This window comes from Pseudomonas sp. Pseusp3 (assembly GCF_047304225.1).
In the GTDB taxonomy this organism is placed as follows: domain Bacteria; phylum Pseudomonadota; class Gammaproteobacteria; order Pseudomonadales; family Pseudomonadaceae; genus Aquipseudomonas; species Aquipseudomonas fluorescens_CD.
The window spans coordinates 1-14317 of sequence record NZ_JBGLYV010000011.1; the positions used below are offsets into that span (position 1 = coordinate 1).

Below are 14317 nucleotides of genomic sequence, written 5' to 3' on the forward strand. Positions count from 1 at the left end.
GTGCCGGCATGGCGCTGACGCTCCAGTCCTCGCCCACCACCTGGGCCAGCGCCGGCCGCAGTCGCTCGGCCTGGGCGAGGATATCGGCCTGTGGCCGGGTCAACAGGCGCAGGCTGGGCAAGCGCTCGGCCAGTCGGTCCGGGTTGCGGTACAAACCCAACACCGCTTCCAGGGCAGCCAGGATCATTTTGTCGACCCGCAGCGCACGCTTGAGCGGGTTTTTCTTGATCCTGGCGATCAGTTCCTGGCGGCCGACAATCAGCCCGGCTTGCGGCCCGCCGAGCAGTTTGTCGCCACTGAAGGTGACGATGTCCGCGCCATCGAGCAACGCCTGACGCACCGTCGGCTCAGCCGGCAGCCCCCAGCGGGTCAAGTCCAGCAGGCTGCCGCTGCCGAGGTCTTCGAGCAGCGGCAAACCGTGCCGGTGGGCCAGTTGCGCCAGTTCGGCGGTCGGCACGCTCGTGGTGAAGCCTTGAATGCTGTAGTTGCTCGCGTGCACGCGCATGATCAATCCGCTGCGCGGGCCGATGGCGGCCTCGTAGTCGCGGGCATGGGTGCGATTGGTGGTGCCGACCTCAACCAGCTTCACCCCGGCACGGGCCATGATGTCGGGAATGCGGAAGGCACCGCCGATTTCAATCAGTTCACCGCGGGAAATAATTCCTTCCTTGCGCGCGCCCAGGCTGTTGAGGGTCAGCAAGACCGCTGCGGCATTGTTGTTGACCACGGTCACCGCTTCGGCGCCGGTCAGTTCGCGGATCAAACCTTCGATCAGGTCGTCGCGGTCACCGCGCTTGCCACTGCGCAGGTCAAACTCCAGGTTGAGCGGATAGCGGGCAGCCATTTGCACCGCTTCAATCGCTTCCTCGGGCAGCAATGCCCGCCCGAGGTTGGTGTGCAGCACCGTGCCGGTGAGGTTGAATACCCGGCGCACATGGCTGCGATGCTCGATTGCCAATCGTTCGCCGACCCTGCCGGCCAGCACCTCAGCGCTGACCTCTACAGGTTCGAGCAAACCGTGCTGCACCCTTTCCCGCAACTCATCCAGCAAACACCGCAAGGCCGTCAGCAGGACGTCGCGGCCATAGCGCTCGGCCAACGGCAGGCACGCCGGGTGACGTAACAAACTGTCGATGGAAGGTAGACGCAGGGGTTGCCTGGCACCGTGTGCAGACATCTGGCGCTCCTGAAAACGAATGACCGTCGCGCCAGAGTGTAGACGCTGCGGTTACTCGTCTCCCGGAGCCAGCAACAGATTCGGTGCCAAACGCTGATAACCGTCCTGGGCCAGGCGCATGTCGAGCATCAGGCTGGACAGGTCTGCCGACAGCGCTTCGGCATCCGCATCGTTTTCCAGATAGAGCAACTTCAGATAGCTGTTGCAACCGGGGCAGACTTCGGCGCGCAACGGCGCCTGGTTGGCGGCATGGCGGTCATCTTCAAGGCTGAGGTACTCCAGGCCTTTGCTCTGCTCGCAATACACGCACTTGACCCGCACCACATGCCACTCGCAGGCGCACAGCGAACAGACCAGATAACGCAAGCCATTGTGCTTGCCGCGATGGCGGATGACCCCGGCCATGGCCGGCGAGCCACAGGCCGGGCACTGGCTGAGGCTGTCGCCGGGAGTCAGGGCCAGGTTTGGCGTACTCAACAGCCAGTGACTCCACGCTGTTTGCAACGCCGCACCGAGAAACGGCACCAGCGCCGCTGGCACCAGCGAATACTGGCCGCTGAGCAACGCCACCGCCCAGGCGCGGCGTTGCCCGGCACCGGCCAGGCGCAAGGTTTCCAAGGCATCGGCCACGGCGCAGGGTTGCGGTGCGCTATAGCGCTGCAGCAAGGCATCGAGGTAAAGCTGCCAATCGTCTTCGCGCGCCAGGCTGTCGGCTGCGAACGGCGGCAAGCCGTGTTGCTGGCACAATTCGATGCGTTGTCGGTCGAGGGGATCGCCAAGTGGCGGGTCGTTAAACACCTGTTGCTGTACCCGGCACAACCCGGCAATCAAATGAAGGTAATCGGCCAACGGATGCCCTTCGGCCAGCGTCTCCAGACGTAAGGCGCGCAGGCTGAACAGGTTATGTGGTGGCATGTACAGAAACGGCGGCGAACTGGCCGCCGCTTCGATTTCTCCGGGTTCGAGGATGGTTGGCAAATGTCAGCCCTTTTTGGTGATCGGACGCTGGGGTGCTTCGTCGCGGGTCTCATCTTGAGTCACTTGGCGATACCAGAGTTCGTGGTGTTTCCTCGCCCAGCCACGGCTGACCCGGCCGTGCAACATGGCGCTGACCGAGCCTTTGATCCAGATCCCGGCATAGATGTGCACGATGATGCTCAGGATCAGCACAAAAGCGGCCAACGCATGCAGCAACATCGCCCAGCGAATCGTGGTGATGCCGAACCAGTCGCTGAAGTACGCACGCCAGATCACCAGACCGCTCAATAGCAGCACCAGCATGCACAGCAGTAAAGTCCAGAACAGCAGCTTCTGCCCGGGGTTGTATTTGCCGATGGGTGGCACGCCCTCCTCTTTGTTCAGCATCACCCGGTCGATGCGCTTGAGCCACAGGCGGTCATTGGCGATGAAGTAATTGGCGCGCCAGAAGCGCAACACCAGGCCGAGGAACAGCACGAACATCAGCACGCCCATGAACGGGTGGAGGATGCGTGTCCACGGTCCACCGCCGAACAGGTTGCTCAGCCAGAACAGCGCCGGATGGAACAGCGCCAACCCGGACAATCCGGCCATGAAAAACAGGATTGCCACCAGCCAATGATTGGTGCGCTGGTTGCTGGTGTAGCGCAGGATCGTCTTGTTGCTCATGGCCTGCCCTCCCCACGGGGATCGAAGGTATGCACCGACGGATCGACTTCGTGCACGGCGTTGTCCGGCGGGGCCGGATGTTCATCCTCTTCGACGATTTGCGGGCCGACGCGCACGTAGTGGAAGAACCCGGCCAGCACCGCTGCGCCCATGGCCAGCAGCGCCAACGGCTTGCTGACGCCTTTCCACAGCCCTACCAGCGGGCTGATTGCCGGGTGATCGGGCAAACCGGCGTACAGTCTTGGCGTATCGGCGTGGTGCAACACGTACATCACGTGAGTGCCTCCGACGCCTTCGGGGTCATACAGACCGGCGTTTTCAAAGCCCCGGCTTTTCAGATCGACGATACGTTCGGCGGCATGCACCTTCATGTCGTCCTTGGAGCCGAACACGATGGCACCGGTCGGGCAGGTTTTCACGCAGGCCGGTTCCAGCCCCACCGCCACCCGGTCCGAGCACAAGGTGCATTTGTAGGCCTTGTGATCCTTTTGCGAGATCCGTGGAATGTTGAACGGACAGCCGGTGATGCAGTAGCCGCAGCCGATGCAATGGTCCTGGTTGAAATCGACGATGCCATTGGCGTGCTTGATGATCGCGCCGGGGCTGGGGCACGCCGCCAGGCAACCGGGCTCGGCGCAGTGCATGCAGCCATCCTTGCGGATCAGCCATTCGAGGTTGCCGGCGTCGGTCTCGTGCTCGGTGAAGCGCATCAGCGTCCAGGTTTCTGCGGTGAGGTCCTGCGGGTTGTCGTAGGTGCCATGGTTGTGACCGACCTCGTCCCGCAGTTCGTTCCATTCCGAGCAGGCGACCTGGCAAGCCTTGCAGCCGATGCATTTGGTGGTGTCGATCAGCTTGGCGACTTCCTCCTGCTGGCGTATTGAGGACGGGGCTGTGGTGGTGGCCGAACGGGCGATGATGTCTTGGCTGGCCATTTAGACTTTCTCCACGTTGACCAGGAATGACTTGGATTCCGGGGTCTGGGTGTTGCCATCGCCGAGGAACGGCACCAGGGTGTTGGTCAGGTAGCCGTGCCGCGTGAGCCCGGTGAACCCCCAGTGCAGCGGAATGCCGATCTGGTGCACCACCTGATTGTTGACCTGCAGCGGGCGAATCCGCTTGGTCACCACGGCCGCCGCCTCAATGAAGCCACGCTTGCTGCTGACCCGCACACGATCGCCGGCGACGATGCCTTTTTCCTTGGCCAGCACCTCGCCGATTTCCACGAACTGCTCGGGCTGGGCAATCGCGTTGAGCTTGCAATGCTTGCTCCAGAAGTGGAAATGCTCGGTCAGCCGGTAACTGGTGGCGGCGTACGGGTAATCCTTGGCCACGCCAAGGGAATCCCAGACCGAATCGAAGATCCGCGCCGCCGGGTTGCTGGTGGCTTTCTTGTTTTGCGGGTGCAGCGGGTTGATGCCGATCGGAGTCTCGAACGGCTCGTAGTGCTCGGGGAACGGGCCTTCGTTCATCTTGTCGACGGCGAAGAATCGCGCCACGCCCTCGGGGTTCATGATGAACGGATTCATCCCGGCTTCCGGCGGCACGTCAGCCTTGTAGTCCGGCACATCGGTGCCGCCCCAGGCTTTGCCGTTCCACCACACCAGGCGTTTTTTCGGATCCCACGGTTTGCCTTGCAGGTCCGCCGAGGCACGGTTGTAGAGAATCCGCCGGTTGGCCGGCCACGCCCAGGCCCAGCCTTGATGCTGGTGCATGCCGTACGGGTCGCTGTTGTCGCGGCGGGCCATCTGGTTGCCCAGTTCGGTCCAGCTGCCACAGAAAATCCAGCAGCCGGACGCCGTGCTGCCGTCATCCTTGAGCTGGCCAAACCCGGCCAGTTGCGAATTGGCCTTGATTGCCGCGCCCGTGGCGTCGGTGAAGTCAGTGGTGGCGTAGCCGTTGATTTCCTTCGCCAGCTCCTCGGGCGAAGGTTCGTTCGGGATCTTGTACGGCCACGACAGTTTGAGCAGCGGATCGGGGAACTTGCCGCCTTCGGCCTGATAGCGCTGGCGCAGGCGCACGAACAGTTCGCTCATGATGCGGATGTCGGTCTGCGCTTCACCCGGCCCGTCGGCGCCCTTCCAGTGCCATTGCAGCCAGCGACTGCTGTTGACCAGCGAGCCATCCTCCTCGGCAAAGCAGGTGGTGGGCAGGCGAATGACTTCGGTCTGGATGTCGGCACTCTTCACATCGTTGTACGACCCGACGTTGCGCCAGAATTCCGAAGTTTCGGTGGCCAGCGGGTCCATCACCACCAGCCACTTCAGTTTGGCCAGTGCCGCGGTCACCCGGTTTTTGTCCGGCAACGCGGCAATCGGGTTGAAGCCCTGACACAGGTAGCCGTTGACCTTGCCCTGGCCCATCAAATCAAACACCTTGAGGATGTCGTATTGGGGAATGTCCAGTTTCGGCAGGTAGTCGTAGGCCCAGTTGTTCTCGGCCGTTGCGTTGGCGCCATACCAGGCTTTCATCAGGCTGACGTGGAATTTGCCGTAGTTCTGCCAGTAGGACAGTTGCCCCGGACGCAATGGTTTCTGCGTGCGCTTGACGATATAGGCGTTGTAGTCCTGTTCGGCATCGCCGGGTAGCGAGAGGTATCCCGGCAGTGAATTGGACAACAGCCCCAGGTCCGTCAGCCCCTGGATGTTGGAGTGTCCGCGCAAGGCATTCACGCCCCCGCCCGGCATGCCGACGTTGCCCAGCAGCAATTGCACCATCGCCGCGCTGCGGATCATCTGCGCGCCAATCGAGTGTTGGGTCCAGCCCAGCGCATAGAGGATGGTCATGGTCTTGCCCGGTTGCGAGCAAGTGGCGATTTCCTCCCATATTTTCTGCATGGCATCGACCGGCATGCCACAAATCTGGCTCGCCAGCTCTTTGCTGTAGCGGCTGTAATGCTGCTTCATCAACTGATAGACACAGCGTGGGTCTTGCAGGGTCGGATCGACCTTGGCAAAGCCGTCCTCGCCCAGTTCATAACCCCAGCCGGACTTGTCGGTGTAGAGGCGTTTGGCCGCATCGTAACCGCTGAAGATCCCGTCCTCGAAGCCATAACCGGCTTTGACGATGAACGATACGTCGGTGTAGTTGCGCACGTATTCGTGCTGGATCTTGTCCTCGGTCAGCAGATAATTGATCAACCCGCCCATGAAGGCGATGTCGGTACCGGTACGGATCGGCGCGTAATAGTCGGCCACCGAGGCGGTCCGGGTAAAACGCGGATCGACCACGATCAGCCGCGCCTTGTTGTGCGCCTTGGCCTCGGTCACCCACTTGAAGCCGCACGGGTGCGCTTCTGCTGCGTTGCCGCCCATCACCAGAACCAGATTCGCGTTGGCGATATCGGTCCAGGTATTGGTCATGGCTCCACGGCCGTACGTCGGGGCAAGACTTGCCACCGTCGGGCCGTGTCAGACACGCGCCTGGTTATCGAACCCCAGCATGCCGAGACTGCGAACCACCTTGTGGGTGATGTAGCCCGCTTCACTGGAGGCCGCCGATGCCGCGAGGAAACCGGTGGTCAGCCAGCGGTTTACCGTTTGGCCCTGGGCATTCTTCTCGGTGAAGTTGGCGTCGCGGTCGGCCTTCATCAGGTCGGCGACGCGATCGAGCGCTTCATCCCAGGAGATGCGGGTCCACTCGGTGCTGCCGGGTTTGCGCGTCTGCGGGTATTGCAGGCGGCCTGGGCTGTGTATGAAGTCCAGCAGGCCTGCGCCTTTGGGGCAAAGGGTGCCGCGGTTGACCGGGTGGTCGGCGTCGCCTTCGATATGGATGATGTTTTGCGCGACATTCTTCGCCGTATCGCCCTGGCTGTACATGATCAAGCCGCAACCGACCGAGCAATACGGGCAGGTGTTGCGGGTTTCATGGGTATGGGCGAGCTTGAAGTGACGCACCTGTTCGGCAAAGGCTGGCGTCGGGGCCATACCCAACGCGCCCAGGCTAGAGCCTGCAAGGCCGATGCCGGCGACCTTGAAGAACTGACGACGGCTGAGATCCATCGTGCACTCCTGATCAGGTGGCGCCCGGTACATGGCCGGGCTTTTTTGAACAACCACGGTCGCGGCAGTCTGGCTGCCGACACTACAAACTGTAGTCAATGCTGTCGAATTCACCATGACAGCCGACCGTCGGCCCTGCAGACATAACCCCCTCTGTAGGAGCGAGCTTGCTCGCGATGGTGTATCAGCTGAGTGAGTGTCGACTGACACTCCATCGCAAGCAAGCTCGCTCCTACAAGGGATTGGCGATTATCATGGCGCCATAACCAACCTGCCGTTACGAGACCCCGCATGACTTTCGATTTTGATCAGGTGTTCGACCGCCACAACACCGGCAGTACCAAGTGGAGCCGCTACCCGGCCGACGTGTTGCCGATGTGGGTCGCCGACATGGATTTCGCTGCGCCGCCGGTGATCATCCAGGCCCTGCAGAAGCGCCTGGAACACCCGATGGTCGGTTACAGCGTGGCCCAGGATGACCTGCGCGAGGCGATCGTTGCCGACCTCTGGAACAAGTACGCCTGGCGCGTCGAGCCCCAGGAGCTGATTTTCCTGCCGGGCGTCGAGTCGGGCTTCAACATGGCATTGAAGGCCCTGGTGCAGCCGCAACAGAACGTCGTCGTGCAGGTTCCGAACTACCCGCCGCTGCGCCACGCACCCGGGCATTGGGGGCTGAACAAGGTCGAGCTGAATTTCGACGCGCAAGCCGATGGTACCTACGTCACGCCGCTGGATTCCTTGAGCCAGTCACTGCAAGGCGGTGGCGCACTGCTGCTGAGCAACCCGCACAACCCACTGGGCAAGGCCTTCCCCCGCGCAGAACTGCAAGCCATCGCCGACATTTGCCTTGAGCATGATGCCTGGATCATTTCCGACGAGATCCACGCCGAGTTGTGCTTCGACGGCCGCACGCACATTCCGATGGCTACCCTGAGCCCGCAAATCGCCCAGCGCACCATCACGCTGATGTCGGCGAGCAAGGCCTACAACATCGCCGGCCTGAAAACCTCGTTCATGATCATCCAGGACCGTCACCTGCGCGAGAAGGTCAACCACGCCCGTTGCGGCATGGTCGACAGTGTCAATCCGCTGGGCATGGAAGCCACCCGCGTCGCCTACAGCGAAGCTGCGCCATGGCTGGCAGCGCTGAAGGTCTACCTGCAGGACAACCGCGATTTCCTCGCCGAGGCCGTGCGCACCCGCCTGCCGGGCATCACCATGAACCTGCCGCAAAGCACCTACCTGGCATGGCTGGACTGCACGGCACTGGGGCTGGACAACCCGCAGCAGTTCTTCCTGGAACAGGCCAGGGTCGGATTGAGCGCCGGTCTGGACTTCGGCGATGACTGCAAGCAGTTCGTGCGCCTGAATTTCGGCTGCCCACGGTCGCTGCTGGAAGAAGGCATTGCGCGGATGGAGCGCAGCTTGCGCAATCTGTAGGAGCGAGCTTGCTCGCGAAGGTGTGTCAGCTGAGTGAGTGTCGACTGACACTCCATCGCGAGCAAGCTCGCTCCTACAGATACCGGGCAATCTGGTCTGCCGCGTCACTTCATCGCCAAGGCAATGACTTCCACCAGGTTGAGTTGGGTAAAAGGTTTCGACAACCGTGGCAGATGGGCGGCAAAGCCTTCCAGCCGTTCGGCATAACCGGTGGCGAGGATGATCGGCACGCCCGGTCGAATGATCCTGATGGCATTGGCCAGTTGCGCGCCATTCATCTGTGGCATGGCCATGTCGGTGATGACCAGATCAATCTCCGGTCCACTTTCAAACAGCTCCAGCGCCGTGGCACCGCAGGCCGCACTGATGACCCGGTGCCCGAGGTCCTCGAGCAGCAGGCTGGTGCTGGTCAACACCAGGCTGTCATCGTCCACCACCAGTACGCACAGGCGAGGCACCGTCACGGCCGATGCCTTGGAAACCGGTTGGACGGCCGAGCCACTGGCGGCGACCGGCAACCAGAGTTCGGCGGTCGTGCCCTGATCCTTCCGGCTCTTGAGGATGAAGCGGCCACCCAATTGCTCGATAAAGCCGTGGACCATCGACAACCCCAGGCCCGTGCCTTTACCCACGCCCTTGGTGGTAAAGAACGGGTCCATCGCCGAGGCCAGCGTGGTTTCGTCCATGCCCTCGCCCGTATCGGCAATACTCAGGCAGACGTAACGCCCCAACGCCAGGGATGAGGTGGAGCTGTCGGTCACTTCATCGGTTCTGGCACTGAAGCTGAGGGTCCCGCCGTGGGGCATGGCATCACGGGCATTGGTCGCCAGGTTCAGGACCGCCAGTTCCAGCTGGTTGAGGTCAGCCATCACGGGTTCGAGCCCCTCGGGAAAACGCGTTTCGATTTTCACCGAAGGCCCGAGGGAGCTGCGCAACAGCCCGGAAATGCCTTCCACCAATGCCGGTATCCGCACCGGTTCCGACTTGAGCTCCTGGCGTCGGGCAAACGCCAGCATGCGCTGGGTCAGGGAAACACCGCGCAAGGCACCTTGGGTGGCGTTGTCGATCAAGCGGGTAATTTTGGGATCGTCCGTCACCCGCTTGCGCAGGATTTCCAGGTTGCCGAGGATCACCGTCAGCAGGTTGTTGAAATCGTGAGCGATGCCGCCGCTGAGCTGACCGATGGCCTGCATTTTCTGCGCCTGGAACAAGGCCTCCCGGGTTTGCTCCAGCGCCTGCTGCGCTTGCGTGACCTCAGTGATATCGCGGGTAATCTTGGCAAAACCGAGCAAGGTGCCGGTGTCGCCCCAGATCGGGTCGACAATGACATGGGCGAGGAACCGCGTACCGTCCTTGCGCATCCGCCAGCCCTTGTTTTCAAAACGCCCTTCACGAACGGCGATGTCCAGCGTCCGTTGTGGCTCGCGGGCTTCGCGATCCTCCGGGGTATAGAACATCGAAAAATGCTGGCCAATGACTTCTTCCGGCAAGTAACCCTTGATGCGCTGGGCGCCAGGATTCCAGTTGCTCACGCGTCCGTCCGGCGAAAGCATATAGATCGCGTAGTCAGTAACGCTCTGCACCAGCAGGCGGAATTGCTGCTCGCTCTGTTTGAGGACTTCCTCGGCCATTTTGCGATCGGTCAGGTCCCGGGTGATCTTGGCGAACCCCAGTAACGTGCCCGACGGGTCGAGAATCGGATCGATGACCACATGGGACCAGAAACGCGTACCGTCCTTGCGCACCCGCCAGCCTTCGCCCTCGAACCGCCCTTCACGAATCGCCGTGTCCAGTGCCCGCTGGGGCAAGCCGGCACGACGATCTTCATCGGTATAGAAACGCGAGAAATGCTGGCCGAGGATCTCGGCCTCCTCATACCCCTTGAAACGCCTGGCGCCGGCATTCCAGCTGGTGATGATGCCATCGGGATCGATCATGTAGATCGCGTAGTCGATCACCGCATCGATCAATAGCCGAAAACGACCGTCTTCGATGGCACTGACCCTGGTTCGATCTTCGCTCATTGATCCCACCGCTTCATTGTTTCTCTGGAGTATGCGTCATACCGGGTTTTTGGAAAGCCCACCAACGCGGCAACAACTGCTTGACCTTGCTCTCGCCAAAACGGTCATCGATCAGCATCACCACCCCTTGGTCCTGTTGCGTACGGATGACCCGTCCAGCGGCCTGCACCACTTTCTGTACGCCGGGAAACAGATACGTATAGTCGTAGCCGGCGCCAAAAATGGCGGCCATGCGCTGCTTCAGTTGCTCGTTCACCGGATTGAGCTGTGCCAGCCCCAACGTAGCGATAAATGCGCCGATCAACCGGGCACCGGGCAAATCGATGCCTTCGCCAAAGGCCCCGCCCAGTACCGCAAAGCCGACACCCTGGCCGTCGGCGTGGAATTGATCGAGAAACTGCTGACGTTGCGCTTCGCCCATGCCCCGGGACTGCGACCACAGGCTGATGTGCGGATGTTTCTCTGTGAGTAACTGCGCCACTTGCTGCAAGTATTCGAAGCTGCTGAAAAACGCCAGGTAGTTGCCGGGACGCTTGCAGAACTGTCTGGCGATCAAATCCACAATCGGTTCGAGAGAGGACTGGCGATGTACGAACCGCGTGGAGATCTGGCTGACGATGTGCACTTGCAATTGATCGGCATGAAACGGCGACTCGACGTCGATACATACCGTGTCCGCCGGTGTTCCCAGTAAATCGGCGTAATAGTGCCGGGGGCTGAGGGTCGCGGAAAACAGCACCGTGCTGCGAGCGGCAGTCAGGCGCGGGCGGATGAACCCGGCGGGAACCACATTGCGCAGGCACAGCTGCGAGAGATTGCGCTTGCGTTCAAGGTCGCGCTTGCTGATGTCGAACAGGAAATTTTCGTCGAAAAGCTCGGCCACCCGGCAAAAATGCAGCATGTCGAAGTAAAAGCCCTGCAGTGTGCTGTCCAGTCCTTGCGGGTGATCGTTCAGGTAGTCACCAATGCTGGCGCTGCACGATGACAGTGCCTGAAGGAGCTTTTCCGGCGCCTTGTCATAAGCCTGGTAGGCGCCGGTTTGCGCGTTATGCAGGGCATTCCACTCGCGGTTGACTCGCTGCATCGACTTTTTCAGCAATTCGGGTGCGGTTTGGCGCACACCGTTGAAGGTCGCCTGATCAAGGCTCGCGCTGTACATCTGCCGGCCGCGTTCCACCAGGTTATGGGCTTCGTCGACCAGCACCGCGACTTTCCAGTTGTTGGCCTGGGCCAGACCGAACAGTAGCGCGCTGAAATCGAAGTAATAGTTGTAGTCGGCAACCACCACGTCGGCCCAGCGCGCCATTTCCTGGCTCAGGTAATACGGACAGACATCGTGTGCCAGGGCGACCTCGCGCAAGGCGCCCTGGTTCAACAGGCTCAGTTGACTGGCCGCCTGCCGTGCGGCGGGCAGGCGATCGTAGAAACCCCGGGCCAGTGGACAGGACTCGCCGTGGCAGGCCTTGTCCGGGTGTTCGCAGGCCTTGTCCCGGGCGATCATTTCCAGCACCCGCAACGGCGGCGCATCGGTGCTGGCCAGAATCACTTGCGCGGCGTCCAGGGCCAGTTTGCGTCCCGGGGTTTTCGCCGTGAGGAAGAACACTTTGTCCAGTTGCTGCGGCGCCAGCGCCTTGAGCATGGGAAACAGGGTGCCCAGGGTTTTACCGATTCCAGTGGGCGCCTGGGCCATCAGGCAGCGCCCCGTGCTGACAGCCTTGAACACCGACTCGGCCAGGTGGCGCTGCCCCGTCCGAAAACCGGCGTGGGGAAACGCAAGATGCTGCGCCGCGAGATTGCGCCCCTCGCGATGGGCGACTTCCTGTTGCGCCCATTGGAGGAAACGCGCGCAGTGCCGCTCGAAGAACTGTTGCAGCTGCGCGGCCTCGAAGGGCTCGACCAGGCAGGTTTCCTTTTCGCTGACGATGTCGAAATACACCAGCGCCAGGTTGATCCGGGGCAGATCCAGTTTCCGGCACATCAACCAGCCGTAGATTTTCGCCTGGGCCCAATGCAATTGACGGTGGTTGGCCGGTTGTTTGCTCAAGTCTCCGCGGTAGGTCTTGACCTCTTCCAGGCAGTTCTGCCCAGGGTCATAGCCATCGGCCCTGCCCTTGACCGTCAAGGTCTGATACTGGCCTTCAAGGGCGACTTCGCTTTGATAGCCCTCGCTGCGCCGTGATGCCACCGTACGGTGCCCGACGATGCCCTCCAGCGCGGTGGGCGACGGTGTGAAGCGCAGATCGAGGTCGCCGGTCTTGGCGGTGAACTCACACAACGCCCGTACCGCAATGCTGTAGCTCAAGCGCCCTGCTCCGCCCATTGCACGTAGCACACGGCAATCGGCATCTGGTGCTCATGGCAGAATTCCAGCCAGCGCAACTGGTTGTCCTGCAGGCGATCGCCCGGGCCTTTGACTTCGATCATGCGGTAGGTCTTTTGCTGCGGCCAGAACTGGATCAGGTCCGGCATGCCGGCGCGATTGGCCTTGATGTCCAGCAACAGGCGGTTGAACCAATGCTTGAGGTGCTCGGCCGGGAGGCAATCCAGTGCTTGCTCCAGCAGTTCTTCGTCGAGCACGCTCCAGAACACGAATGGGGACTGCACGCCCCACTTGGCGGCATACCGTTCGCGGATGGTCTGCCGATAGCGCCCGTCGTCGAGTTCGGCCAGACAAGCCTGAAACAGTTCGGCCCGACGTCCATGGAAGTCTTCGCTGAGCAAATCCACCGGCCCGCGCTGGAACGGGTGAAAAAAGGCCCCCGGCAAAGGCGCGAAAATCGCGGGCCAACACAGCAGGCCAAACAGTGAATTGACCAGGCTGTTTTCGACGTAGTGCACCGGCGCCGAATCTTGCGCCAGATGCGCCTGAACGTGAAGTTCCACCGATACCGCCGGGTCTGTCCTGGGCAATTGCAGGTCCAGACGCTGCATTTGCCGAGGCGCTGCCCGCTTGATCGGCGGCCCGCCGAGCTTGCGCCGCAGGCGTGGCAGTATACGGAGCAACTGCTGGTGTTCTGCGGCACTTTCCGGAGCCTGTTCGGCCTGTGTGGCCAGGTCCATCGCCAACTCAAACTCGCCACTGCGTTCCAGCACGCGAATCAATCGCGAACGCGCGCCCGGATAGGCACATTCGCGGTAGAGGTTCAGGGCCATGGCGAAATCCACGATGCGCTCGCAATACTGCCCCATCTGGAACAGCAGCTTGCCACGCCGCCGTTGCAACCATGGATTGTCCAGCACCAGCCCCTTGATACGCTCGACCACCTCTTCCAGCGCTTCACCGGCCTCGAATTGTTGCTGGTACGCATGCAGGAGGACACAGGCGTCCACGTCTTCCCGGCTGCGTAAGCCACGGGATTCGGCACAGAATTCGACTTTTTCATAGGTATAAATGCCGAGATCGGCCAACACGAATTCCGACCAGTCCTGGTACAGGTTGCCGAAGAACATCAGGCGCAGGCGATCGCACAACTCCATGATGGTCAGGCTGAACAGGCGCTCATCCAGCCACGGGCACCAGGCGTTGAAGCTTTGCGCCTGGGGAAATTGCTCGCAGAGCGTCGGCAACCAATCGGCTTTCTTGCCTTTGGGTTGATCGATGACAGTGGCGAAGGTCTGGAGGATTTCTGCCTTGAGCAGCACCTCGAACAGTTCATCGATGGCGATGGGCATTTGCCCGTCGACCCAACCCAGTTCGAGCAGCGGGCCGGCGGCTATGCCGATATTGCCGATTTCGTCGTAATGCAGCTTGCTCGCCCGGAAATGTACGCCTTTGCGCATCACCATTCTGACCAGCAGTGCCTGCGACTCACGGGGCAACCGCTTAAACTCATCAATAAAGCGCTGCTCTTCGACGCTCAACACATCGCTGGAGCGCTGCTCAAGCCAATCAAGCACTTGCATGAAGTTGTTCAAGTAGTAGAACGGATCGTCGAGGGGATTTGCAGTCACAGGGAAATGGGCCATGGCGAGCGAGTACTGGTTATGCGTACAGATACCAGTTCCGCCCTGCCCGGTGCAATCGGAAAAGG

Annotated in this window: 9 protein-coding genes; 1 reads left to right on the forward strand and 8 read right to left on the reverse strand. The window is 61.4% G+C overall.

What is annotated here, in order from left to right:
* The 5 genes from selA to fdnG all read right to left on the reverse strand — a co-directional run.
* Positions 1–1177, reverse strand: a 1177-nt coding sequence (selA, locus tag ACCD00_RS05845) for an L-seryl-tRNA(Sec) selenium transferase (RefSeq protein WP_413422741.1), incomplete at its 3' end; no start/stop codon positions are given.
* A 51-nt stretch (positions 1178–1228) separates the two neighbouring features.
* Positions 1229–2155, reverse strand: coding sequence for a formate dehydrogenase accessory protein FdhE (fdhE, locus tag ACCD00_RS05850; protein WP_413422743.1), 927 nt, complete (start codon positions 2153–2155; stop codon positions 1229–1231).
* Positions 2156–2158: 3 nt separating this feature from the next.
* Complete coding sequence (locus ACCD00_RS05855; protein ID WP_413422745.1) at positions 2159–2824, reverse strand: formate dehydrogenase subunit gamma; 666 nt, start codon at positions 2822–2824, stop codon at positions 2159–2161.
* Positions 2821–3756: a formate dehydrogenase subunit beta gene (gene fdxH, locus ACCD00_RS05860; protein WP_413422747.1), complete on the reverse strand. Its 936-nt coding sequence runs from the start codon at positions 3754–3756 to the stop codon at positions 2821–2823. The genes ACCD00_RS05855 and fdxH overlap by 4 nt, the downstream gene beginning before the upstream one ends.
* Positions 3757–6822, reverse strand: coding sequence for a formate dehydrogenase-N subunit alpha (fdnG, locus tag ACCD00_RS05865; RefSeq protein ID WP_413422749.1), 3066 nt, complete (start codon positions 6820–6822; stop codon positions 3757–3759).
* A 291-nt stretch (positions 6823–7113) separates the two neighbouring features.
* Between fdnG and ACCD00_RS05870 the strand changes: the two genes are divergently transcribed.
* Positions 7114–8262: a MalY/PatB family protein gene (locus tag ACCD00_RS05870; RefSeq protein ID WP_413422751.1), complete on the forward strand. Its 1149-nt coding sequence runs from the start codon at positions 7114–7116 to the stop codon at positions 8260–8262.
* A gap of 104 nt (positions 8263–8366) precedes the next feature.
* On the opposite strand, the gene ACCD00_RS05875 is transcribed toward ACCD00_RS05870, so the two are convergent.
* From ACCD00_RS05875 to ACCD00_RS05885, 3 genes are read right to left on the reverse strand one after another with little or no spacing between them, the layout of a single operon-like run.
* Positions 8367–10286 carry a PAS domain S-box protein gene (locus tag ACCD00_RS05875; protein WP_413422753.1) on the reverse strand — a complete coding sequence of 640 codons (1920 nt, stop codon included), beginning with the start codon at positions 10284–10286 and terminating at the stop codon, positions 8367–8369.
* A 13-nt stretch (positions 10287–10299) separates the two neighbouring features.
* Complete coding sequence (locus ACCD00_RS05880) at positions 10300–12588, reverse strand: ATP-dependent DNA helicase (protein ID WP_413422755.1); 2289 nt, start codon at positions 12586–12588, stop codon at positions 10300–10302.
* Positions 12585–14252, reverse strand: coding sequence for a VRR-NUC domain-containing protein (locus ACCD00_RS05885; protein WP_413422757.1), 1668 nt, complete (start codon positions 14250–14252; stop codon positions 12585–12587). Before ACCD00_RS05885 ends, ACCD00_RS05880 begins: the two co-directional genes overlap by 4 nt.
* Between the last annotated feature and the right edge of the window lie 65 nt (positions 14253–14317).

Excerpts from the sequence above, each read along its gene's own strand:
- ACCD00_RS05855 (WP_413422745.1), bottom strand. The coding sequence starts at position 2,824 with ATGAGCAACAAGACGATCCTGCGCTACACCAGCAACCAGCGCACCAAT.
- ACCD00_RS05875 (WP_413422753.1), bottom strand. The coding sequence starts at position 10,286 with ATGAGCGAAGATCGAACCAGGGTCAGTGCCATCGAAGACGGTCGTTTT.
- fdxH (WP_413422747.1), bottom strand. The coding sequence starts at position 3,756 with ATGGCCAGCCAAGACATCATCGCCCGTTCGGCCACCACCACAGCCCCG.
- ACCD00_RS05870 (WP_413422751.1), top strand. The coding sequence starts at position 7,114 with ATGACTTTCGATTTTGATCAGGTGTTCGACCGCCACAACACCGGCAGT.
- ACCD00_RS05885 (WP_413422757.1), bottom strand. The coding sequence starts at position 14,252 with ATGGCCCATTTCCCTGTGACTGCAAATCCCCTCGACGATCCGTTCTAC.